The sequence below is a fragment of the Hydrogenophaga sp. RWCD_12 genome, from assembly GCF_046604225.1.
Taxonomy (GTDB): Bacteria; Pseudomonadota; Gammaproteobacteria; order Burkholderiales; family Burkholderiaceae_C; genus Hydrogenophaga.
The window spans coordinates 230,627-254,430 of record NZ_JBKIXC010000001.1 but is presented as its reverse complement, the minus strand read 5'-3'; the positions used below and the strand labels follow the sequence as shown (position 1 = coordinate 254,430).

Genomic DNA, 23,804 nt, shown 5'->3' with positions numbered 1-23,804 from the left:
CCGGCCGCACGGTTCGTGCACGATGGCACGCTTATTGCCAAGTGTTTTTCATGCCATTCCCGACACACCGATGAAATCGGCCTTCAGCTTCCTCATCGCCGCCAAGCGCGGAGAAATCGCCGGGCTGGAACAGCTCGCGCTGACCAGTGCCCTGGTCAACGCCACCGGTCGCCTGATTCACGCGCTGCAGCGCGAGCGTGGACTGTCCAACCTCTATCTGGCCTCGCAGGGCCAGCGCTGGGCCGATGAACGCCTGGCACAGACTACGCATTGCGACGCGCTGCAGGCCGAGGTGCGGGCCGCCTTCGACTCGCTGGACACAGACTCTGCCCGCGCCGGCCACGGCACGCGCCTGTTCGGCCGCATTGCCTATGTGTTGCAGGGCCTGGACGCACTGCCGGTGCTGCGCCAGCGGGTGCAGACCCGCCAGTGGAACGCCGCGCGGGCCACCGACGGCTACATCCGCCTGATCCAGGGCCTGCTGGCGGTGGTGTTCGAGGCGGCCGACAGCGCCTCCGACCCCGGCATCTCGCGCCGCCTGGTCGCCCTCTTCAACTTCATGCAGGGCAAGGAGTTCGCCGGCCAGGAGCGCGCCACCGGCTCCGCGCTGTTCGCCTCCGGCACGGCGGGGCCAGACGGGCAACAGCGGCTGCTGCACCTGATCGATTCGCAGGAACGCTGCCTGCAAGTGTTCGCCGATTTCGCCAGCGAGCCGCTGCGCGAGGCCTGGAAGGCGGTGCAGCGCCATGACACCCTGGCTTCGCTGGAGCGGCTGCGCCGCATCCTCGCGACCTCCCTGCCGGGCGGCCCGCTGGACACCGCCCTGAGCCAGGTCTGGTTCGACGCCTGCACCGCGCACATGGACGCCATGAAGACGGTCGAAGACGCGCTGGCCGCCGAGCTGGAGGCCCTTTGCCGCGATCGCCTGCAAGCAGCGCAGCACGAACTGGAGAGCCTGCGTCAATGGGAAGAAGCCGGCCCGGCGCTGCCAGGCAGCAGCGACTTCTTCGGCGACAGCCAGGCGGCGCCGACACCCCCGGTGCAGGGCTATGGGCCGCAGGTCGACCGCTCGATCCTGGAACTCGTGCACGAACAGGGCCAGCGGCTGCAGCAGATGGGCGACGAGCTGGACACGGTGCGCGCGAGTCTGAACGAGCGCAAGCTGGTCGAACGCGCCAAGGGACTGCTGATGGCACACCGCCAGTTCAGCGAACACGAAGCGCATGCCGCCCTGCGCCAGATGGCGATGAACCAGAACCGGCGCCTGGTGGACGTGGCGCAGGCCGTGCTGGCCATGGCCGAGATCCTGCCGTCCGGCAAGCGCTGACAGCTCTGGGGCGGTGCACAAATAGCGTGCCCCGCCCGGTCTGCGCACCAGATTGATGCTCTGCCACCGGAGCGATCGCCGCCCGGGCCGGCAAGGCCATCTCTTTCAAATCAAGCACTTACGCGTGCACTGCCGCCAGTATGGGTACAAACCCTCGGCCTGGCACGGTCCCTGCATCAGGTGACGCAACGGGACGTGCCAACGGCGGCACACCATCCCGACCGTCTTTCAAGACACACAGGACAACGGCGTCCATTTCTCGACCCCCGCAACGGGGTCCCGAAATGGACGCCGTTTTTGTTTTCCGGATTTGCTTTTTCAGTTTTTTCTTCTAAGGAGTTGAGCATGACCGACCACCGCGCCACGACATCCGAGACCGCCGCCCCCGCCGCTGACAGCTCGCGCCGCGACTTCATCAAGAAGGGCGCGGCCGCTGCGACCTTCTTCTCGACCCTGGGCCACAGCGGCGTCTGGGCGGCCGGCTCCGACGCCCCCGAAAAGGCCGAGGTCAAGATCGGCTTCATCCCGCTGACGGATTGCGCCAGCGTGGTGATGGCGGCCGAACTGGGCATCGACAAGAAGTACGGCGTGAAGATCGTGCCCAGCAAGGAAGCGAGCTGGCCCGGCGTGCGCGACAAACTGGTCAACGGCGAACTGGACTTCGCCCATGTGCTGTACGGCCTGATCTACGGCGTGCAGATGGGCATCGGCGGCCCCAAGAAAGACATGGCCGTGCTGATGAACCTCAACCGCAACGGCCAGGCCATCACGCTCTCGAAGAAGCTGGCCGACAAGGGCGCGGTGGACGGCGCCAGCCTGGCCAAGCTGATGGCCGCCGAGAAGCGCGAATACACCTTCGCCCAGACTTTCCCCACCGGCACGCACGCCATGTGGCTCTACTACTGGATGGCGGCCAACGGCATCAACCCGATGCAGGACGCCAAGGTCATCACCGTGCCGCCACCGCAGATGGTGGCCAACATGCGCGTGGGCAACATGGACGGCTACTGCGTCGGCGAACCCTGGAACCACCGCGCCATCCTCGACGGCATCGGCATCACCGCCACCACCACGCAGGACATCTGGAAAGACCACCCCGAGAAGGTGCTGGGCACCACGGCCGAGTTCTGCCAGAAGTACCCCAACACGGCGCGCGCCGTGACGGCAGCCATCCTGGAAGCCGGCAAGTGGATCGACAGCGGGCTGTCCAACAAGAACAAGATGGCCGAGACGATTGCCTCGCGGTCGTACGTCAACACCGGCGTCGACGCGATCAACCAGCGCATCCTGGGCCGCTACCAGAACGGCCTGGGCAAGACCTGGGACGACCCGAACTTCATGAAGTTCTTCGACGGCGGCGCGGTGAACTTCCCCTACCTGTCGGACGGCATGTGGTTCCTCACGCAGCACAAGCGCTGGGGCCTGCTCAAGGACCACCCGGACTACCTCGCCGTGGCCAAGGCGGTCAACCGCATCGACATCTACAAGCAGGCCGCCACCGCCTCGGGCACGCCGCTGCCGCCGTCCGAAATGCGCAGCAGCAAGCTGATGGACGGTGTGGTCTGGGACGGCAAGGACCCGAAGAAGTACGCCGACTCGTTCAAGGTCAAGGCCTGATTCCCGCCAAGGAGAACCACCATGGTTGCCGCTGTTTTTCACTCACCGCTGGAGGCGTCCACCGTGCCGACCGCCAGCGCCGCACCGACCTCACCCGCCAAGCCCATGACCCAGCCCGTCACCGCTGCCGAGACGGCCGCTCCAGCACCGAAGAAACCGGCGCGCGACTGGCGCGGCTTCTGGATGGCGGTGCTGCCGCCCATCCTCGGTCTGGCGCTGCTGGTGCTGGTCTGGCAGGGCATCGCGTCGACCTCCAACAGCGGCATTCCCAAGCCGGCCGAAACCTGGGCGCAAGCGGTCAAGGTGTTCTCCGACCCGTTCTACAGCAACGGCCCGAACGACCAGGGCATCGGCTGGAACATCCTGTCCTCGCTCAAGCGGGTGGCGGTCGGCTTCGGCCTGGCTGCGCTGGTCGGCATTCCGGCGGGCTTTGCGATTGGCCGCTCGGTGTTCCTCTCGCGCATGTTCAACCCGCTGATCAGCCTGCTGCGCCCGGTGTCGCCGCTGGCCTGGCTGCCGATCGGCCTGCTGGTGTTCAAGGGCGCCAACCCGGCCGCCATCTGGACCATCTTCATCTGCTCGATCTGGCCCATGGTCATCAACACCGCGGTGGGCGTGCAGCGCGTGCCGCAGGACTACATGAACGTGGCCCGCGTGCTCAACCTCAGCGAATGGAAGATCTTCACCAAGATCCTGTTCCCCGCCGTGCTGCCCTACCTGCTGACCGGCGTGCGACTGGCCGTCGGCACCGCCTGGCTGGTGATCGTGGCGGCCGAAATGCTGACGGGCGGCGTGGGCATCGGCTTCTGGGTCTGGGACGAGTGGAACAACCTCAACGTCTCGTCGATCATCATCGCCATCTTCGTGATCGGCATCGTCGGCCTGCTGCTGGAGTTCGCGCTCATCAAGCTGGCGTCCCTGTTTACCTATGAAGAGGTGAAGGCATGAACACGAAGTACATCGACATCCAGAACGTCGACCAGACCTTCAAGACCAAGAAGGGCCTCTTCCCGGCGCTCAGGGACATCCACCTCAGCGTCGCCAAGGGCGAGTTCGTCGCCCTCATCGGCCACTCGGGCTGCGGCAAGTCCACGCTGCTGAACCTGATCGCCGGCCTGACCACGCCCACCAGCGGCGTGCTGCTGTGCGCCGACAAGGAAATCGCCGGCCCCGGCCCCGAGCGCGGCGTGGTGTTCCAGAACCATTCTCTGCTGCCCTGGCTGACCTGCTTCGAGAACATCTACCTCGCCGTCGAACGGGTGTTTGGCGCCACAGAAAACAAGGCGCAACTGAAAGCACGCACCGAGGCCGCGCTGGCCCTGGTGGGCCTGAGCGCCGCCGCGCAGAAGCGCCCCGGCGAAATCTCTGGCGGCATGAAGCAGCGCGTGGGCATCGCCCGGGCCCTGTCGATGGAACCCAAGGTGCTGCTGATGGACGAACCCTTCGGCGCACTCGACGCCCTGACCCGCGCCAAGCTGCAGGACGAGCTGCTGGAGATCGTCGCCAAGACCCACGCCACCGTGGTCATGGTCACGCACGACGTGGACGAGGCCGTGCTGCTGTCCGACAAGATCGTGATGATGACCAACGGCCCGGCCGCCACCATCGGTGAAGTGCTGAGCGTCGAGCTGCCGCGCCCGCGCAACCGCGTGGCCCTGGCCGACGACCCGCAGTACCAGCAGTACCGCAAGGCCGTGATCGATTTCCTCTACACGCGCCAGTCGCATGTGGAAAAAGTCGCCTGAGGAGGCTGCCATGGACATGCGCGCGAACCCCAAGGCAAAGATGAAGCTGGTGATGGTCGGCAACGGCATGGCCGGTGTGCGCACGCTCGAAGAGCTGCTCAAGATCGCTCCGGACCTTTACGAAGTCACCGTGTTCGGCGCCGAGCCGTACCCGAACTACAACCGCATCCTGCTGTCGCCGGTGCTCGCGGGTGAGCAGACGCTAGACGAGATCGTGCTCAACGACTGGTCCTGGTACACCGACCACTGCATCACTCTGCACGCCGGTCACAAGGTGACCGAGGTGGACCGCGTCAAACGCATCGTGCATTCGGTCGGTCCGAATGGCGAGCAGATCTCGGCCGGGTACGACCGCCTGATCATGGCCACCGGCTCCAACCCCTTCATCCTGCCGATCCCCGGCAAGGACCTGCAGGGCGTGCTGGCCTACCGCGACATCGCAGACACCCAGGCCATGATCGACGCGGCCACCCAGTACAAGCATGCCGTTGTCATCGGCGGCGGCCTGCTCGGCCTGGAAGCGGCCAACGGCCTGATGAAGCGCGGCATGACCGTCAGCGTGGTGCACGTCGCGCCCTGGCTGATGGAACGCCAGCTCGACGACGTGGCGGGCAAGCTGCTGCAGAAGTCGCTGGAAGAGCGCGGCATGCAGTTCCTGATCGGCGCGCAGACGCAGGAGCTGGTGGGCGACGAGGATGGAAGGGTCAAGGCGATCCGCTTCAAGGACGGCAACGAGGTACCGGCCGATCTGGTGGTGATGGCCGTGGGCATCCGGCCCAACACCGCGCTGGCCGAGAGCATGCGTCTGCATGTGAACAAGGGCATCGTGGTCAGCGACACGCTGCAGACGGTGACCGATGCGCGCATTTACGCGGTGGGCGAATGCGCGGCGCACCGCGGCATTGCGTATGGCCTGGTGGCGCCGCTGTTCGAGCAGGGCAAGGTACTCGCGACGCACCTGGCCGAGTTCGGCATCGGCCGCTACACCGGATCGCTCACCTCGACCAAGCTCAAGGTGACAGGCATCGACCTGTTCTCCTGCGGAAACTTCACCGGTGGCGAAGGCACGGAAGAGATCGTCATGAGCGACCCTGTCGGCGGCGTCTACAAGAAGCTGGTCGTCCAGGACGACAGGCTGGTCGGCGCCTGCCTGTACGGCGATACGGTGGACGGCAGCTGGTACTTCAAGCTGCTGCGCGAAGGCCGCACCGTCAGCGACATCCGCGACAAGCTGATGTTCGGCGAATCGAACATCGGCGACGTGGGCCACCAGGGCCACAACAAGGCCGCCGCGATGAAAGACAGCGACGAGGTCTGCGGCTGCAACGGCGTGACCAAGGGCGCGATCTGCAAGGCCATCAAGGACAAAGGCCTGTTCACGCTGGACGAGGTGAAGAAGCACACCAAGGCCAGCGCGAGCTGCGGCTCCTGCACCGGTCTGGTCGAGCAGATCCTGATGTTCACGGCCGGTGGCGACTACTCGGCCACTCCCAAGAAAAAGGCCATCTGCGGCTGCACCGACCACAGCCACCAGGACGTGCGAGACGCGATCCGCAACGACAAACTGCTGACCATCGTCGACACCTTCAGCGCCCTGGGCTGGAAGACGCCCAACGGCTGCGCCACCTGCCGCCCGGCCATCAACTACTACCTGATCAGCACCTGGCCCAAGCAGGCCAAGGACGATCCGCAAAGCCGTTACATCAACGAGCGCTCGCACGCCAACATCCAGAAGGACGGCACCTACAGCGTGATCCCGCGCATGTGGGGCGGCGAGACCACGGCCGACGAGCTGCGCCGCATCGCCGACGCGGTGGACAAGTACAAGATTCCGACCGTCAAGGTCACCGGCGGCCAGCGCATCGACCTGCTGGGCGTGAAGAAGGAAGACCTGGTCAACGTCTGGAAAGACATTGGCATGCCTAGCGGCCATGCCTACGCCAAGGCGCTGCGCACGGTGAAAACCTGCGTGGGCAGCGAGTGGTGCCGCATGGGCACGCAGGACTCGACCCAGATGGGCAAGGACCTGGAAAAAGCCATGTGGCGCATGTACGCGCCGCACAAGGTCAAGTTCGCCGTTTCGGGCTGCCCGCGCAACTGCGCCGAGGCCGGCATCAAGGATGTGGGCGTGATCGGCGTCGACTCGGGCTGGGAGATGTACATCGCCGGCAACGGCGGCATCAAGACCGAGGTGGCGCACTTCCTGGTGAAGGTGAAGACGGCCGAGGAGGTGATGGAGTACACCGGCGCCTTCTGCGAGCTGTACCGCCAGGAAGGCTGGTACCTGGAGCGCACGGTGCATTACGTCAACCGCGTGGGCCTGGACTACATCAAGAAGCGCATCCTGGACGACGCGGCCGGCCGCAAGGCGCTGTGGGAACAGCTGCAGTTCGCGCTCGACGGCGAGCCCGATCCGTGGTTCGACTTCCAGGAAGCGGCCGTCGACACACGCCAGTTCGAACCCGTGGCCCTGGTCAAGGCCTGAGCCCCGTTCCGATCATCGAGAGAGCCATGAACATGAGCCAATGGAGCCCCATCTGCCAGGTGGAAGAAATCCCCGTGCTGGGTTCGCGCCGCGTGGCGCGTGAACAGGGTCTGGACGTCGCGATCTTCCGCAACGACAAGGACGAGGTGTTTGCGCTGCTCGACCGTTGCCCGCACAAGGGCGGTCCGCTGTCGCAAGGCATCGTGTTCGGCACGCACGTCGCCTGCCCGCTGCACAACTGGACCATTGGTCTGTGTGACGGCCAGGCCTCGGCACCCGACGAAGGCTGCACGCCCAAGTTCAGTGTGAAGGTGGAGAACGGCCAGGTGTTCCTGGATGCGCACGAACTGGCGACGCACGGGACCGATCTGGTCCGACCGATCGCCGGTCCCGTGCGCCGCGCTGCGAAAGTCTGAACGCCATGACCGAAACACGCTCCACCTGCCCGTACTGCGGTGTGGGATGTGGCGTCATCATCGAAAGCGATGGCCCGCAGATCACCGGTGTGCGCGGCGATCCGGACCATCCGGCCAACTTCGGCAAACTCTGCACCAAGGGCAGCACGCTGCACCTGACGGCCACGCCCGCCATCACGCGCCAGACCCGGCTGCTGCAGCCCATGCAGCGACTGCAGCGCGGCCAGGCGCCGGTGGCCATCGGCTGGGATGCGGCACTGGACAAGGTTGCCAGCACCTTCGGCCGCATCGTGCGCGACCACGGCCCCGACGCCGTGGGCCTGTACCTCAGCGGCCAGTTGCTGACCGAGGACTATTACGTCTTCAACAAGCTGGCCAAGGGCCTGATCGGCACCAACAATGTCGACACCAACTCGCGCCTGTGCATGAGCAGCGCGGTCGCGGGCTACAAGGCCACGCTGGGCGCCGACGCACCGCCCGCCTGCTACGAGGACGTGGACCATGCACAGTGCCTGTTCATCGTCGGCAGCAACGCGGCCTACGCCCACCCCATCCTGTTCCGTCGCATCGAAGCCGCGAAGCAGAAGAACCCGGGCATGAAAGTGATCGTGGCCGACCCGCGCCGCACCGACACCGCCGAACTGGCCGACCTCTACCTGCCGCTGCAGCCGGGCACCGACGTGATGCTGTTCCACGGCCTGCTGCACACCGTGTTGTGGGAAGGCTGGATCGACAACGCCTACATCTCTGCGCACACCAGTGGCTTCGACGACCTCAAGACGCTGGTGCGCGAATGCACGCCCGACGTGGTTGCGCAGACCTGCGGCCTGCCAAAGGAAGACCTGTTCAAGGCCGCACAGTGGTTTGCGACAGGAGCAAGCAGCGACCCGAAGGTTCGCGCCGCCACCCTCAGCCTCTACTGCCAGGGCCTGAACCAGAGCAGCAGCGGCACCGCCAAAAACGCCACCCTCATCAACCTGCACTTGGCCACCGGCCAGATCGGCAAGCCCGGCGCCGGCCCCTTCAGCCTGACCGGCCAGCCCAACGCCATGGGCGGGCGCGAAGTCGGCGGCCTGGCCAACCTGCTGAGCGCACACCGCGACCTGGCCAACCCGCAGCACCGGGCCGAAGTGGCCGCGCTCTGGGGCGTGGCTGACGTCCCCGCAAAACCCGGGAAGACTGCAGTGGAGATGTTCCAGGCCGCGGCCGACGGCGAGATCAAGGCGCTGTGGATCGCTTGCACCAACCCGGCCCAGTCCATGCCCGACCAGGCCACCGTGCGCCGCGCACTGGAGCGCGCCGAATTCGTGGTGGTGCAGGAAGCGTTTTCTACCGCCGCGACCTGCGACTTCGCCGACCTGCTGCTGCCCGCCACCACCTGGGGCGAAAAGGACGGCACCGTCACCAACAGCGAACGCCGCATCAGCCGCGTGCGCGCGGCCGTGCCGCCCGCCGGTGAGGCGCGGCACGACTGGCGCATCGCGGTCGACGTGGCGCAGCGCCTCGAGGTGCAACTGCGTCAAGGGCACGCGACGCTGTTCCCTTACGCGTCGCCGGAAGCCATCTGGAACGAACACCGCGCATCGACCCGCGGTCGCGACCTCGACATCACGGGCCTGTCGTACGACATGCTGGAGAACCAGGGCCCGCAACAATGGCCGCTGCGCGTGGGCGACAAGACAGGCAGACGGCGTCTCTACGCCGACGGTGTGTTCCCCACCATCGATGGCAAGGCCCGCTTCGCCGCCCTGCCCTACCGGCCGACCGCCGAGCCGCGCGAATCACGCTTCCCGTTCTCGCTGACCACCGGCCGCCTGCGCGACCACTGGCATGGCATGACGCGCACAGGCACACTCGGCCGGCTGTTCGGTCATGTGGCCGAGCCGTCGGTGCAGATGAACCCGCAGGACATGGAGCGCCGCGGTCTGAAGGACGGCGAGCTGGTGCACGTGACCAGCAAACGCGGCGCCATCGTGCTGCCGGTGCAAGGCTCGCGCACGGTCCACACCACACAGGCCTTCATCGCCATGCACTGGGGCCCCGAATACCTGAGCGGCCGCAGCAGCCAGGGTGAGCCGCTGGCGGGTGTCAACGCCCTCACCACGTCCGCCTTCTGCCCCATCTCCAAACAGCCCGAGCTCAAGCACGCGGCCGTGAAGATCCTCAAGGCTGAACTGCCCTGGTCCCTGCTGGGCGTGGCCTGGCTGCCCGATGACGTGGCGCTGACGGCGCTAGGTGCGTTGCGCGCGCTGATGCCATCGTTCGACTTCGCATCGTGTGTCCCGTTCGGCCGCGAGCGCACCGGTGTGCTGTTCCGGGCCGCCGCGCACGAGGCGCCGGACCCGGCCACGATCGAGCGCATCGAAGCGCTGCTGGGCCTGAACACCCCCGAAGTCCTGCGCTACGTGGACCAGCGCCGCCAGCAGCGCCGCACGGCGCGCCTGCAACGCAGCGGCGACACCACCACACTCGAAGGCTTCATGCTGGCCGGCGACACCAGGGCCGAGTCGTGGATCAAGACCCTGTTGCAGGAAGAGCTTCCTGCGGGAAGTTACGGTCGCCTGCTGCTCATGCCGGGCGCCTCACCCCCGGTCGCGGTGGTCGCCAGAAGCCCCCAGGTCTGCACCTGCTTCAACGTCAGCGAGGAAGCGATCCGCGCCGCTTTGCCGCGTTGCGGCGGCAGCGCTGACCAGCGATTGGCGGAACTGCAGGGCAAGCTCCGGTGCGGCACCAACTGCGGATCGTGCATCCCCGAGTTGCGGCGGCTGGTGAAGGCCGTGCCAGCATCGTTGGTGGCGGTGTGATCGCGAGGTTTGCATATAACCTGAAGTCATCTGGCCTCGCGGACAATGGCGCCCCATGAGCATCAGCCACTACATCAAGGAAATCGGCCGCGGCAAGGACGGCGCCCGCTCGCTCTCGCGTGAGCAGGCCTGCGACCTGTTCGGTCAGGTGCTGGATGGCACGGTGACCGACCTGGAGATCGGCGGCTTCTGCCTGGCAATGCGCATCAAGGGTGAGACGCCCGACGAGATGGCCGGCTTCCTGGACGCCACGCACCAGCGCCTTTCGCGCCTGCCCGATGCCGGTGCACCTGTGGTGGTGCTGCCCAGCTACAACGGTGCGCGCAAGCTGCCGGTGCTCACCCCCCTGCTGGCACTGCTGCTGGCGCGCGAAGGCGCGGCCGTGCTGGTGCACGGCACCGCCACCGAAAACAAGCGCGTGACCAGCGAGGCGGTGTTCGCTGCGCTGGGGCATTCGGCTTGGACCACCGTCACCGCACTGTCGGCCGGCCAATGCGCCTTCGTCCCCACCGAGGTGCTGCACCCCGGCCTCAAGCGCCTGCTGGATGTGCGCCGCGTGGTCGGCCTGCGCAACCCGGCGCACAGCCTGGTCAAGCTCATGAACCCCTGCGAAGGCCGCGCACTGATCGTGGGCAGCTACACGCACCCGGAATACGCGGTGTCCATGGCCGACACCTTCGCCCTGGTCGGCGCGCACGCCCTGCTGCTGCGCGGCACCGAAGGCGAGCCCGTGGCCGATGCTCGGCGCACACCGCAGATGGACGCTTTCCGCAACGGCGAGCGCATCCTGCTGCAGCCCGCGCAGGAAGGTTCTCTCGGCGCACTGCCCGACCTGCCCAAAGACATTGCTGCCGAAGCCACCGCCGCGTACATCCGCGAGGTCCTCGATGGCCGTCTCCCCGTGCCCACCCCGATCGCCCTGCAGGTGGCACACATCCTGCGAGAGCTGTCGCACCATGCAGCCCCTGCCCATGCCCACTGAATCCCGCACCCAGTTCCTTCCCGGCACCGTGACCCTCGTGGGCGCTGGCCCCGGCGACCCGGAACTGCTGACCATCAAGGCCGCCCGCGCGATTGCCGCGGCCACCGTGCTGCTGGTCGATGATCTGGTGAGCGACGGTGTGCTGGAACACGCCAGCCCGCGCGCACGCATCGTGCACGTGGGCAAACGCGGCGGCTGCAAGAGCACGCCGCAGGCCTTCATCGAAAAGCTGATGGTCATGGCCGCGCGCGAAGGCGAGGTCGTGGTGCGGCTCAAGGGCGGCGACCCGTTCATCTTCGGCCGCGGCGGCGAAGAAGTCGAACACCTGCGCGAAGCCGGCATCACCGTGCAGGTGCTCAACGGCATCACGGCCGGCCTGGCCGGCCTCACCTTGCTGGGCGCACCGCTCACACACCGCAACCACGCGCACGGCGTCGTCTTCATCACCGGCCACGCCAAGCCCGGCGATTCCGGCACCGACTGGCAGCAGCTCGCCGCCACCGCGCGCGACGCCAAGCTCACGCTGGTGATCTACATGGGCGTCTCCAGCGCCACCCAGATCCAGGCCGACCTGCTGACCGGACTGCCGGCCGACACGCCGTTGGCGATCGTCCAGCACGCCAGCCTGCCGCAGCAGCGCCACGCGGTCTGCACCCTGGGAACGCTAACCGCCACCCTGGCCAGCGAAGGCCTTGGCAGCCCCTCGGTGATCGTGGTCGGCGACGTGGTGCGCGGCATCGCGGCCGTGGCCGTTCCATCGCCGCAGCAACACGCTGCCTGACCGCTTTTGAACAAGGCGCTGTTCACGCCACCTGCGTACCGTTGATTCAAGCGACCCGGGCACAACCTCTCGGCTGCAGCTGGGAAGACCCGAATAGATCGCCTGGGAGTGTTCAGGCCAGGCGGAACAACGCAGCCAGCCACAGCCAGCCGCAAGCGGCCCCAGCCAGCACACCCCATGGTGTGCCCAAAGGACCATTCGGGCCATCACCCGCGCCTGGAACACCGTTGTGGGCCATCTCGTCGGTGCTCACGGGTATTCCCAACGGAAAGCACGCGGTCAACTGCCGTTTCTTGCGCGATCGGTGCTCCCTCGTCGGGCTGATCAACAGCGCCTTTTCCACCAAAGGAATCGACGTGCACACCGGTCCATCGTTTGACTGGCATCCGTAGCCACCCTGAACACTTCAACCCAGTGACGACCAAGGAAAAATGTTTTGTTCATATCTTTTGTTATGGAATGTTAGATCAATACCTGCTGCAATGACTCCACCCCTCACGCTGCATCCAACACCTCCGCATACCTGACATGGAAAACGAATTCATAGCGCTGGTCTATGACCGGCACGACGTATTGACCAAGCTGGAGAGACGGATTGCGGCGTATTTCGTTGCCCATCCCACCGCCCTGGTGGTGGAGACTAGTGGCACCATTGCCGAGCGTGCCCATGTCAGCCCGATGACGGTGACACGCTTCTTCAAGAAGCTGGGTTTTGACAGCGCCGCCGCTGCCAAGGACGCTTTGAAGAGCGAGTTGTATGGCAGCGAGATGCGCACCATCGGCAAACGCTTCGACGAGTTCCAGCGTTCGCGGGCTGCTTCTGACCACTCTGCGCATTTCCAGTCTGCAGCAGCCGCCACCAGCCGGGCCTGCGAGGTCTGCCAAGAGCCTTTTTGGCGCGACATCGTGCGCCTGGTGGCGCAGGCCGACAGCGTGTACGCCACCGGCTTTCAGACCATGGGCTACCTGGCCAATGGCCTGGTCCAGCGACTGGGCTATGTGCGCGCCAACGTGCACGAACTTGATGGCACCGACGGCGTGTACGCCAGGTTGCTGACCGATCCGGCCCCCCGGCGCACGCTCATCATCATCGACACCTATCGCTATGGCCGCAACGGCCCGGTGCTGGCCAAGGCAGCCCGCGACCGCGGAGCGGATGTGGTGATTTTTTGCGACGAGCTGTGCGACTGGGCGGCGTCGATCACGCCCTATGTGGTGGCCCTGCCTTCCGAGGAGGGCTTCTTTTTCCGCCCCACCACGGCCATCCATTTCAGCTTGAACCTGTTGATTCAGGACGTCATTGACGAGTTGGGCGACAGCGTGCGCGAGCAGATGAAGCTGCTGTCTCAGGCGCAAGAGCTGTTTGGCCAGTACATGAAGTAACCACGCCCCCCCCCCGTTTCGTTCACCGGTGCAGCGCGCTTATTGGGCTGCAGGGGCATTCGTTTGCCTTTTTTTGGTAGGGGCTTCGGCAGATGGGCTGCCGAAGTCGTTTTTTTAGCAACAGGAGTGACAGATGACCATTGACCACCGTCCGGCCGCATCGCGCAAGCGGATGCCTTCCCGTCCTTCCACCGTGCTGGCCGCCCTGTTCGCGGCGCTGGCGCTGTGCGCAACCCCCGTGTTCGCGCAAAGTGCCAAAGATGTGCTGGTGATCGGCAAGACCGCAGATCCGCAAACGCTGGACCCCGGCGTGACCATGGACAACAACGACTGGACCGCGTCCTACCACGCCTATCAGCGCCTCGTGCGCTACCAGTCGGCCGGCGGCAAGGGCAGCACCGAAGTGGAGCCCGAACTGGCCGAGAGCTGGAAGGTGTCGAAAGATGGCCTGACCTGGGATTTCAAACTCAAGGCGGGCAACAAGTTTGACGATGGCACGACGGTGGACGCCGCGGCCGTCAAGTTCACCTTCGACCGCCTGTTCGCTTTGAAGCAGGGCCCCTCAGAGGCCTTCCCGGCGGATACCGTGGTCACCGTCACCGGACCCATGTCGGTGCGCTTCAAGTTGGCAACGGCTTACACCCCCTTCCTGTACACACTGGCCAACAACGGCGCGGGCATTGTCAACCCGAAGGTGCAAGCCAAGGTGCGGGACGGTGACGCGGCCAAGGGCTGGCTGGCCGGCAACACGGCAGGCTCCGGCCCGTACCGGCTGGTCAGCTGGGAGAAGGGACAGAGCCTGGTGCTGGAGCCCAACCCCCACTTCGCCGGACCCAAAGCGGCGTTCTCCAAGGTGCGCATCAAGATCATCGGCGAAGCCTCCGCGCGACGTCTGCAGCTGGAGAGCGGTGACCTCGACATTGCCGAGGACCTGCCCAGCGACCAGCTCAGCGCGATGAAAGGCAAGTCCGGACTCAAGATCGAAGAGTTCCCCAGCCTGAGCACCACCATCCTGTACCTGAACAACACCAAGCCGGGTCTGGACAAGCCCGAAGTGCGCCGCGCCATCTCATGGGCGGTGGACTACACCGGCATCATCGACGGCATTCTTGACGGCAAAGCCAAGCAGCTGCGCGGACCCATCCCCGTGGGCATGTGGGGGGCCGACCCCGGCGTTTTCCAGTACAAGCTCGACCTGGCCAAAGCCAAGGCCGAGTTTGCCAAGGCGGGCAACAAGCCCAGCAAGCTGAGCTTTCTGTATTCCGACCGCGACCCTCGCTGGGAACCCATCGGCCTGACCTTGCAGGCGAATCTGGCGCCACTGGGCATCGAGGTCAAACTGGAAAAGCTGGCGCAGGCCGCCTTTCGTGAACGCCTGGGCAAAGGCGATTTCGAAATCGCCATCGGCAACTGGAGTCCCGATTTCGCCGATCCGTACATGTTCATGAATTTCTGGTTCGACTCCAAGAAACAGGGCATGGCCGGCAACCGGGCCTTCTACAACAACCCCAAGGTGGACTCGCTGATCCGCAGCGCCGCATCCGAGACCGCGCAGGCACAGCGCGTGAAGCTCTACAAGCAGGCACAGGACATCGTGGTGCAGGAAGCCCCCTACGTGCTGCTTTACCAGAAGAACAGCCAGATCGCCATGCGCGACCGCGTCAGCGGCTTTGTCTTCAACCCGATGCTGGAGCAGATCTACAACTTCGGCGGTATGTCCAAGTCGCGCTGAAGTGCGCTGAGTCGCGCCCAGTTGCGCTGACGAAAGTGGCAGGACCGGCACGCCGTATGCGCATGCGCGTGCCGGGTCCTGCCTGCTTGGGTTCGCCGTCGATCCTGATCCAGAAAGATCACCATGTCCTTTGTCAATGTCATTCGCAAGCGCCTGCTCTTCCTGCTGCTGGTGGTGCTGGGCGTATCGGTCATCACCTTCTCCATTTCACACCTGATACCGGGTGACCCGGCGCGCCTGGTGGCCGGTGAGCGTGCGAGCGAAGAGGTGGTGCAGAGCATCCGGGTGCAGATGGGGCTGGACCGCCCGCTGCCAGAGCAGTACTGGAGGTACCTCACGGGCACCGTGCAGGGCGACCTGGGCACATCGCTGCGCACCAACCGCCCGGTCGCCGAAGACCTGAACATTTTCTTCCCCGCCACGCTGGAGCTGGCCCTGGTGGCGCTGCTGCTGGCGGTACTGGTGGGCGCACCACTGGGTGTGCTGTCCGCGGTCTACCGGGACAAACCCATCGACCATGTGGTGCGCACCCTGGCCGTGACCGGCATCTCCACGCCCGCCTTCTGGCTGGGCCTGTTGCTGATCATGACCTTCTACGGCAACCTGGGCTGGTTGCCCAGCGGGGGCCGCATCGGCACAGAAATGCTGCCGCCCGACAGGGTGACTGGCCTGTACCTGGTCGACAGCCTGCTGGCGGGCGACTGGCCGGCCTTTGTGAGCTCGCTGCAGCATCTGATCCTGCCGGCGTTCACCCTGAGCTTCATTCACCTGGGTGTGGTGGCGCGGCAAATCCGCTCGGCCCTGCTCGACGAGCTGCAGCAGGACTATGTGCGCACGGCACGCGCCAATGGCGTCTCCAAGTGGCGAGTGATCCTGCGCCACGCCCTGCCCAATGCGCTGATTCCATCAGTCACCGTGCTCGGCCTGGCGCTGGGCGACCTGCTCTACGGCGCCGTGCTGACCGAAACCGTTTTTGCCTGGCCGGGCATGGGCGCCTACGTGGTCAATTCCATCCAGTCGCTGGACTTTCCGGCCGTAATGGGCTTTGCCGTGGTTGTGTCGTTTGCCTATGTTCTGGTGAACCTGGCGGTGGATCTGGTGTACCTGTTGATTGATCCCCGCATCCAAGGAGTGAACTGAGATGAGCACCCCGATGGCCATGGCGCCCGCCGCCTCCGTTGCCACACCAGCCAGCGGTTTTGACTGGGCCTTTCTCTGGCACCGCCTGCGCGGCAGCCCCTTGACGCTGGTGGGCCTGGTGATGATTGTGATGGTGTTGCTGCTGCTGCTCTTCGCCCCCTTCATCGCCACCCACGACCCCAATGCCATCAACCTCAAGATGCGGTTGCTGGCGCCATCGGCCCAGCACTGGTTCGGCACCGACGAGGTGGGCCGCGACCTGTTCAGCCGCGTGATCTACGGCGGCCGGCTGTCCGTCGGGGTGGGGGTGTTTGTCGTGGCCATTGCTGGCATCAGTGGTACCCTGCTGGGCTGCATCTCCGGCATCGTGGGCGGCAAGGTCGACACCGTGCTGATGCGCATCATGGACGTGGTGCTGTCCGTGCCCTCGCTGGTGATCACCATGGCACTCGCCGCCGCCCTGGGCCCCAGCCTGGTGAACGCGATGTTCGCCATGGCCCTGGTGCGCGTTCCTTTTTATGTGCGCCTGGCCCGTGGGCAGGCACTCACCATCCGTGAGATGCCGTACGTGAAGGCCGCCAGAATATTCGGCGCCTCCAATTGGCAGATCCTGCGCTGGCACGTGGCGCGCAACGCCATGCCGCCGTTGATCGTGCAGGCCACACTCGATCTGGGTGGCGCCATCCTGATGGCTTCGGCCCTGTCGTTCATCGGTTTGGGTGCGCAGCAACCCACGGCCGAATGGGGTGCCATGGTCTCCACCGGGCGCAACTACATCCTCGACCAGTGGTGGTACTCGGCCTTCCCGGGCTTTGCCATCCTGTTCACCGCCACCGGCTTCAACCTGCTGGGCGACGGTGTGCGCGACTTGCTCGATCCCAAGCAAAAAGGCCGTTGAAATGAATCAGCCATCCCTGCAGACGGTACTGGACATCCAGAACCTGTCGATTGAATTCCCCATCTACCAAGGCGCGGTGCGCGCGGTCAACGGCGTGACGGTGCAGATGGAACGCGGTGAGGTCGTGGGCATTGTGGGTGAGTCCGGCTCGGCCAAATCGGTCACCGCCATGATGGCCATGCGCCTGCTGCCCGAAGGGCGCTTCAAGGTGACCGGTGGCTCGGTCAGCTTGCTGGGTCGCGATGTGCTGGCCGTTCGGGAGCGCGACATGCTGGACATCCGCGGACGCGATGTCTCCATGGTCTTCCAGGAGCCGCTCACCGCGCTCAACCCGACTCAGCGCATTGAGCGGCAAATGCTGGAGGTCATCCGCCTGCACCGCCCTTGCAGCAAGCCGCAAGCCCGCGCGCTGGCCATCCGCCTGCTGGGCGACATGCGCATTGCGGACCCTGAGCAGGTGATGCAGCGCTACCCGTTTGAACTCTCGGGCGGCATGCGCCAACGCATCCTGATCGCGCTGGCCTTCAGTTGCGACCCGCAAATCATCATTGCCGATGAACCCACCACCGCGCTGGACGTCACGGTGCAGCGCCAGGTGCTGCAGCTGATGCGTGCCAAGGCGCGTGACCTGGGCACAGCCATCCTCTTCATCAGTCACGACCTGGCGCTGGTGTCGCAGTTTTGTGACCGTGTGTATGTGATGTACGCCGGCAGCGTGGTCGAAGACGGCCCCACCGGCGCGGTACTGGGCACGCCCATGCACCCCTACACCCGCGCCTTGCTGCGTGCGCTGCCGGAAAACGCCCAGCCTGGCGCCTTGCTGCAGTCCATCCCCGGCACCGTGCCCAACCTGTCGCAGCCCCTGGCCGGCTGCAGCTTTGCGCCACGCTGTGCTCAGGCGCAGGCCCCGTGCAGCAGCAAGCCGCCGCTGCACACGGTTGCCCACCACCACCGCACAGCCTGCTGGCTGACCCAGGAGACCCTATGAACACGCCCCCTGTGCTGACACTGGACGCAGTGCATGTCCTCTTTCCCGTAGGTGCCGATTGGCGCGGCCGCCCCACTGCAGTGGTGCACGCGCTCAATGGCCTGGACCTGTCTGTCGCCAAGGGCGAGGTGATGGGTGTGGTGGGCGAGTCAGGCTGCGGCAAGTCGACGCTGGCGAATGTGCTGACCCACCTGGTCACACCGACCGAAGGCCGTATGGTCTGGGCGGAGGGCACGGCACACAAGCTGCAAATCGTGTTCCAGGACCCGCAGTCGTCGCTGGACCCGAGGCTGCCGGTCTGGCGCGTCATCACCGAGCCGGTGTTTCTGAAAGAGCAGCGCAGCACCACCGCGCTGCGCGAACTGGCCGCTGAACTGGCCGAGCAGGTGGGCCTGCGGCGCGAGCAGCTCGACCGCTACCCGCACGAGTTCTCTGGCGGCCAGCGCCAGCGCATTGCGATTGCGCGTGCACTCTCGTCGCAGCCGGATGTCATCGTGCTCGATGAGCCGACCTCGGCCCTGGACATATCGGTGCAGGCGCAAATCCTCAACCTGCTGGTCGAGCTGCGCAAAAGCCGGGGTCTGACCTACATCCTCATCTCGCACAACATTTCGGTGATCCGCCACATGTGTGACCGCATCGCGGTGATGTACCTGGGGCAGATCGTGGAGATCGGCAATGCTGCCTCGGTGTTGAGCCAACCCGCCCACCCCTACACCCGGCTGCTGCTTGATTCGGTGCCGGAAATCGGGCGTTCGCTGGACGCCGGTCTGGCCGTGGGCGAGACCGAACTGCCCAGCAACCGCCGCCTGCCCGTGGGCTGCTTCTTTCGCGAGCGCTGCCCGTTTGCTGCCAGCGGTTGCGATCAGCCCCAGGCGCTGCTAGAGCAGGGGTCGGGCCCCCATGCTGCGCGCTGCCACCGAGCCGGTGAGTTGCAGGCCTTTGCGCGGCAGTGACATTCCATACCCGCCCTGGACACTCCATGAAAAGCATGGAGCGCTGCGCCTCGGGCTTTGGCGTCTCCCGCACCCATTGACGGCTTTCTTTTCCCCTGTTTTTGGACTCCATGAATCCCCTGGTTCCCCTGAGCGAAGCGACCCACGATGTGATCGTGGATCTGGTCTACGCAACCTCCAACAACATCGCGGGCCGGCCCATATATGGGCGCCAGCTGTGTCTGCTGCACCGAGATGCCGAGTTGTGTTTGCGAAAGGCCGTGCGGCTGGCGGCCCAGGCGGGCTGCAAACTCAAAATATTTGATGCCTTCAGACCCCATGAGGCCCAGGTCGAGCTGTGGGAAACAGCGGTGGACAAACTGTATGTTGCCGACCCCAAATTGGGGTCCAACCACACCCGCGGAACGGCCATCGACCTGACACTGGTGGATGCCAACGGCCATGAGCTAGATATGGGCACCGGTTTCGACCACATGAGCGCACTGTCGCACCACTTTTCTGACCAGGTATCACCCGTGGCCCAGGCCAACCGGCTGCTGCTGCTGAACACCATGGAGCAAGCGGGCTTTCAGCACCTGCCTCACGAGTGGTGGCACTACGAGCTGCCGCAGCGCGATGAACATACCTTGATTGACAGTGCACTGCTGGGCAGCCTGAATCCGATGCAGCAGCCTTAGCACCTAAAGGTCGTTGCCCTCGATCAGATTCGCAGACCCCGGATCAACGCGCTTAACGCGCCCGCTACACTCCCGCACCACTACCACAACAGGCCGCCCACAGCGGCGCGAGGGGGAACCACGTGCTCGACAAACTCAACGAACTGACCGAAGGCCACGGCGCACTCAAACCGGGGCGTGGCCTGGTCACCGGCGTGCTGGCGCTCAGCCTGGCCTTTCTGTGTTTCCTGGGCGTGCTGGCCTTCCACTTCCCCGAGTACCTGACCACGCCCGAGCTGCGCAAGAGCTACGACGTGGCGATGATCCGCCAGTTGATGTTCTGGTCGCTGGTGGTCGCGGGTGCGCTCAGCCTGGTCAACCTCGTGTTCCGGCGCGCGCCCTGGCTGGCGGGTGCCGCGTTCGCGCTGGTGCTGCTGTGCGCCTTGCTGGGCGGCCACAAGGTCGAGGTCGATCCCAACTTCCCCGACCACACGCCCTACATCGGCCTGGACTGGTTCATCCTGGACCTGCTGGGCTCGGCGCTGATCTTCATCTTCATCGAGAAACTGTTCGCCCTTCGCAAGGACCAGCCGGTGTTCCGCCCCGAGTGGCAGACCGACCTGCACCACTTCATCGTCAACCACATGCTGATCGGCTTCATGCTGCTGGCGACCAACCTGCTGGTGCACAAGCTGTTCGGCTGGGCCGCGGTCGACGGCGTGCGCGGCTGGGTCGGCGGGCTGCCGTTCTGGGTGGCGCTGCCGTTGCTCATTCTGGCGGCCGACCTGGTGCAGTACTGGACCCACCGCGCCTACCACGAGGTGCCGCTGCTGTGGCGCCTGCACGCAGTGCATCACAGCGCCAAACACATGGACTGGCTGGCCGGTTCGCGACAGCACGTCATCGAAATCCTGATCACCCGCACGCTGGTGCTGGTCCCCGTCTACATGATGGGTTTCTCCAAGGACGTGATCGACGCCTACATCATCGTGGTCGGTTTCCAGGCGGTGTTCAACCACGCCAACGTCAGCGTGCGGCTCGGCCCGCTGCGCTACCTGATCGTCACGCCCAACTTCCACCACTGGCACCACAGCCAGGACCAGGAGGCGCTGGACAAAAACTATGCGGCGCACTTCGCCTTCATCGACCACCTGTTTGGCACCGCCGTGAAAAGCGACAAGGCCTGGCCCGAACGCTACGGCGTGCTGGGCGACTATGTTCCCAACGGTTTCTGGAAACAGGTGAAGTTCCCCTTCGTCTGGAAAGGCTGAACCCGTGAGCCGGTTCGATGTCGTGGTGGTCGGCGCGGGCGCGGCCGGCCTTTTTTGTGCGGGCATCGCCGGTCAGCGCGGCTTGAAGGTACTGTTGCTCGACCACAGCGAGAAGGTGGCCGAGAAGGTGCGCATCTCTGGTGGCGGCCGGGCCAACTTCACCAACCGCGACATCGACGTGCGCCAGCCGCACAAGCACTTCGTCGGCGAGAACCCGAACTTCTGCCGCTCGGCGCTTTCGCGCTACACGCCGGCCGATTTCATCGCCCTGATGCACAAGCACGGCATCGCATTTCACGAAAAGCACAAAGGCCAGCTGTTTTGCGACCGCTCGGCCGGCGACCTGATCGACATGCTGCTGGCCGAATGTGCGGTCGGCGGTGTGGAGCGCCGGCAGCCCTGCGGCGTGAAAGAGCTGCGCACTGCCGCGGACGGCGGCTACGAACTCGACACCGACCAAGGCCTGGTGCAGACGCACAAGGTGGTGATCGCCACCGGCGGTCTGTCGATCCCGGCCATCGGCGCGACCGACTTCGGGTTCCGGGTCGCGAAGCAGTTCGGCCTACGCACCGTCGAACCGCGCCCCGGCCTGGTGCCTCTGACCTTCGATGGCACAGGCTGGGCGCCCTACGCGGGACTGGCCGGCCTGGCCCTGCCGGTGCTGATCGAAACCGGCGACAAGAAGAACCGCATGGTGTTCGCCGAAGACCTGCTGTTCACCCACCGCGGCCTCTCTGGCCCAGCGGTGCTGCAGATCTCCAGCTACTGGAAACCCGGCACCCCGATCCGCATCAACCTCGCGCCCGAGGTCGACCTGCCGGCCGCGCTGGCCGACGCGAAGCAGCGCTCCCGCAAGCTGCTCGTAAACGAACTGGCGCAGTGGGTGCCGTCCCGCCTGGCCGAGGCCTGGGTGGAACAGGACAAGGAATGGCAGCGCCCCGTGGCGGAATGCAGCGACAAGGCACTGGCCCGGCTGGCCGAGCGGCTGGCACGCTGGGAACTGGTGCCCACCGGCACCGAGGGGTACAAGAAGGCCGAGGTGACCTTGGGCGGCGTGGACACCCGCGACCTGTCGCAGCAGACCATGGAATCGAAACAGCCGGGCCTCCACTTCATTGGAGAGGTGGTCGACGTGACCGGCTGGCTGGGCGGCTACAACTTCCAGTGGGCCTGGGCGAGTGCGCACGCGTGCGCAGTCGCTCTCTGACCGTCGCTTTGAACACCGTTCAGGCCAACCACAACGGGGCTGGCGTTCTACCGGCAGGACGCTATAATCCAAGGCTTTGCTGGCAAACCCCCGTCGGCCAATACTAGTTAACAGGCGGGGGAACTTTGCAGAAACGATGCCTGGGCCCGATCTTCCCGTTCATCCTCTTTCTGTGCATTCTGGAATCTCTCCTTCAATGACGACCATCCGTGTTAAAGACAACGAGCCGTTCGACGTCGCTCTGCGTCGCTTCAAGCGCACCATCGAAAAACTGGGTCTGCTGACCGACCTGCGCGCCCGCGAGTTCTACGAAAAGCCGACCGCCGAGCGCAAGCGCAAGAAGGCCGCCGCCGTCAAGCGCCACTACAAGCGCGTGCGCAGCATGCAGCTGCCCAAGAAGCTGTACTGATTCTTCAGTCGCTTCGACAAGAACCCGCTCAGGACGCTGCAGCGGGTTTTTTTACGTCTGCGCGGTCCGGGCCAGTCGGGTTTTCAGGGCGCCAGCGGCCTCGGTCAAGGCCGTTTCGAAGGCCGCCCGCAGCGGATGCTCGGTGCGCCAGCTGGGGCGGATCAGCGCCACATGGAACGGAACACTCACACTCAGCGGCCGCACCACCAGACCCTCCCCGGCCAGTTCCAGCGCCGTCAGCGGGTTGACGATGCCCAGCCCCAGCCCTTGCCGCACCAGGGCGCAGACCGAGACCGCGCTCGGGGTTTCCAGCCGAAGCTGTCGCTCCACCCCGGCGGCGGCGAACAACGCGTCGACCTGCTGGCGGTAGGGGTCGGCCGGCGCGAAGCTGATGAAGGAGTGGCCCGCGAAATCGGCGGGCGCCAGCACCGCCTTCTGCGCCAGCGCATGCCCCGCCGGCAGCACCGCCACCTCATCGGCCACCAAAAGGGTCTGCAGCGTGCAGGCGGCCGGCGCCTCGTGGCGTTCGCTCAGGCCCAGGTCGAAGCGCTGCTCCGACAATGCCGCTTCAAGTTGCGGTGACTCGATGGGCGTCAGTCCCACCGCTGCCTCGGGCTGCTGCAGGGCGAAGCGGCGAATCGCATCGGGCAGCAAGGCGTGCGAAAGCGCGGGCAGACAGGCCAGCTGCAGCCGGCCATGGGCATATGCGCGCAGGCCCAGCGCCGTGGCAGCGATGCGCTCCAGCCCCACGTAGGACTGCTCCACCTCCTCCATCAGCGCCAGCGCCCGCACGGTGGGCTTCAGGCGCCCCTTGACGCGCTCGAACAAGGCAAATCCCAGCACCTGCTCCAGCCGCGCCAGCTCGCGGCTCACCGTGGGCTGCGAGGTGCGCAGCAGCTCGGCCGCGCGCGTGACGTGGCCGGTGCCCATGACGGCACGGAAGAAGTCGATCTGGCGGTGGCTGAGTTTCATATCAAATTTGAATTGATATGGAATTATCTGGCATT

General features: G+C 65.5%; 20 protein-coding genes. 19 read left to right on the top strand and 1 reads right to left on the bottom strand.

What is annotated here, in order from left to right; all coding sequences use genetic code 11:
• Positions 1-70: 70 nt before the first annotated feature.
• From ACLIJ1_RS01240 to rpsU, 19 genes are all read left to right on the top strand, one after another.
• Positions 71-1,327: a nitrate- and nitrite sensing domain-containing protein gene (locus tag ACLIJ1_RS01240; RefSeq protein ID WP_411363658.1), complete on the top strand. Its 1,257-nt coding sequence runs from the start codon at positions 71-73 to the stop codon at positions 1,325-1,327.
• A gap of 345 nt (positions 1,328-1,672) precedes the next feature.
• The gene (locus tag ACLIJ1_RS01235; RefSeq protein ID WP_411363657.1) at positions 1,673-2,944 is read left to right on the top strand and encodes a CmpA/NrtA family ABC transporter substrate-binding protein; all 1,272 of its coding nucleotides are present in this window, start codon (positions 1,673-1,675) and stop codon (positions 2,942-2,944) included.
• A 21-nt stretch (positions 2,945-2,965) separates the two neighbouring features.
• Positions 2,966-3,892: a nitrate ABC transporter permease gene (gene ntrB / locus ACLIJ1_RS01230; RefSeq protein ID WP_411363656.1), complete on the top strand. Its 927-nt coding sequence runs from the start codon at positions 2,966-2,968 to the stop codon at positions 3,890-3,892.
• Positions 3,889-4,689 carry an ABC transporter ATP-binding protein gene (locus ACLIJ1_RS01225; RefSeq protein WP_411363655.1) on the top strand — a complete coding sequence of 267 codons (801 nt, stop codon included), beginning with the start codon at positions 3,889-3,891 and terminating at the stop codon, positions 4,687-4,689. Before ntrB ends, ACLIJ1_RS01225 begins: the two co-directional genes overlap by 4 nt.
• A gap of 10 nt (positions 4,690-4,699) precedes the next feature.
• A complete protein-coding gene (gene nirB, locus ACLIJ1_RS01220) occupies positions 4,700-7,174 on the top strand; it encodes a nitrite reductase large subunit NirB (RefSeq protein ID WP_411363654.1) in 2,475 nt (824 codons plus the stop codon).
• A gap of 32 nt (positions 7,175-7,206) precedes the next feature.
• A complete protein-coding gene (nirD, locus tag ACLIJ1_RS01215) occupies positions 7,207-7,590 on the top strand; it encodes a nitrite reductase small subunit NirD (protein ID WP_411364762.1) in 384 nt (127 codons plus the stop codon).
• A gap of 5 nt (positions 7,591-7,595) precedes the next feature.
• Positions 7,596-10,394 carry a molybdopterin-dependent oxidoreductase gene (locus tag ACLIJ1_RS01210; protein WP_411363653.1) on the top strand — a complete coding sequence of 933 codons (2,799 nt, stop codon included), beginning with the start codon at positions 7,596-7,598 and terminating at the stop codon, positions 10,392-10,394.
• 55 nt (positions 10,395-10,449) lie between these two features.
• Positions 10,450-11,376, top strand: a complete 927-nt coding sequence (ybiB, locus tag ACLIJ1_RS01205; RefSeq protein ID WP_411363652.1) for a DNA-binding protein YbiB — start codon at positions 10,450-10,452, stop codon at positions 11,374-11,376.
• Positions 11,366-12,157 carry a uroporphyrinogen-III C-methyltransferase gene (gene cobA / locus ACLIJ1_RS01200; RefSeq protein WP_411363651.1) on the top strand — a complete coding sequence of 264 codons (792 nt, stop codon included), beginning with the start codon at positions 11,366-11,368 and terminating at the stop codon, positions 12,155-12,157. The genes ybiB and cobA overlap by 11 nt, the downstream gene beginning before the upstream one ends.
• Positions 12,158-12,685: 528 nt before the next feature.
• Positions 12,686-13,540 carry a MurR/RpiR family transcriptional regulator gene (locus ACLIJ1_RS01195; RefSeq protein ID WP_411363650.1) on the top strand — a complete coding sequence of 285 codons (855 nt, stop codon included), beginning with the start codon at positions 12,686-12,688 and terminating at the stop codon, positions 13,538-13,540.
• A gap of 133 nt (positions 13,541-13,673) precedes the next feature.
• Entirely contained in the window at positions 13,674-15,272 is a 1,599-nt protein-coding gene (locus tag ACLIJ1_RS01190; RefSeq protein ID WP_411363649.1) for an ABC transporter substrate-binding protein, read from the top strand.
• A 123-nt stretch (positions 15,273-15,395) separates the two neighbouring features.
• Entirely contained in the window at positions 15,396-16,412 is a 1,017-nt protein-coding gene (locus ACLIJ1_RS01185) for an ABC transporter permease (RefSeq protein WP_411363648.1), read from the top strand.
• 1 nt (position 16,413) lies between these two features.
• Complete coding sequence (gene ddpC / locus ACLIJ1_RS01180; RefSeq protein ID WP_411363647.1) at positions 16,414-17,310, top strand: D,D-dipeptide ABC transporter permease; 897 nt, start codon at positions 16,414-16,416, stop codon at positions 17,308-17,310.
• Position 17,311: 1 nt separating this feature from the next.
• Entirely contained in the window at positions 17,312-18,298 is a 987-nt protein-coding gene (locus ACLIJ1_RS01175) for an ABC transporter ATP-binding protein (protein WP_411363646.1), read from the top strand.
• A complete protein-coding gene (locus tag ACLIJ1_RS01170; protein ID WP_411363645.1) occupies positions 18,295-19,254 on the top strand; it encodes an oligopeptide/dipeptide ABC transporter ATP-binding protein in 960 nt (319 codons plus the stop codon). The genes ACLIJ1_RS01175 and ACLIJ1_RS01170 overlap by 4 nt, the downstream gene beginning before the upstream one ends.
• Before the next feature lie 110 nt (positions 19,255-19,364).
• Positions 19,365-19,931, top strand: a complete 567-nt coding sequence (gene ddpX / locus ACLIJ1_RS01165) for a D-alanyl-D-alanine dipeptidase (protein ID WP_411363644.1) — start codon at positions 19,365-19,367, stop codon at positions 19,929-19,931.
• Between the two features lie 122 nt (positions 19,932-20,053).
• Complete coding sequence (locus ACLIJ1_RS01160) at positions 20,054-21,181, top strand: sterol desaturase family protein (RefSeq protein ID WP_411363643.1); 1,128 nt, start codon at positions 20,054-20,056, stop codon at positions 21,179-21,181.
• A gap of 4 nt (positions 21,182-21,185) precedes the next feature.
• Positions 21,186-22,388, top strand: a complete 1,203-nt coding sequence (locus ACLIJ1_RS01155; RefSeq protein ID WP_411363642.1) for an NAD(P)/FAD-dependent oxidoreductase — start codon at positions 21,186-21,188, stop codon at positions 22,386-22,388.
• A gap of 196 nt (positions 22,389-22,584) precedes the next feature.
• Positions 22,585-22,797, top strand: a complete 213-nt coding sequence (rpsU, locus tag ACLIJ1_RS01150) for a 30S ribosomal protein S21 (protein ID WP_056273869.1) — start codon at positions 22,585-22,587, stop codon at positions 22,795-22,797.
• 51 nt (positions 22,798-22,848) lie between these two features.
• On the opposite strand, the gene ACLIJ1_RS01145 is transcribed toward rpsU, so the two are convergent.
• Complete coding sequence (locus ACLIJ1_RS01145; protein WP_411363641.1) at positions 22,849-23,769, bottom strand: LysR family transcriptional regulator; 921 nt, start codon at positions 23,767-23,769, stop codon at positions 22,849-22,851.
• Positions 23,770-23,804: the final 35 nt, after the last annotated feature.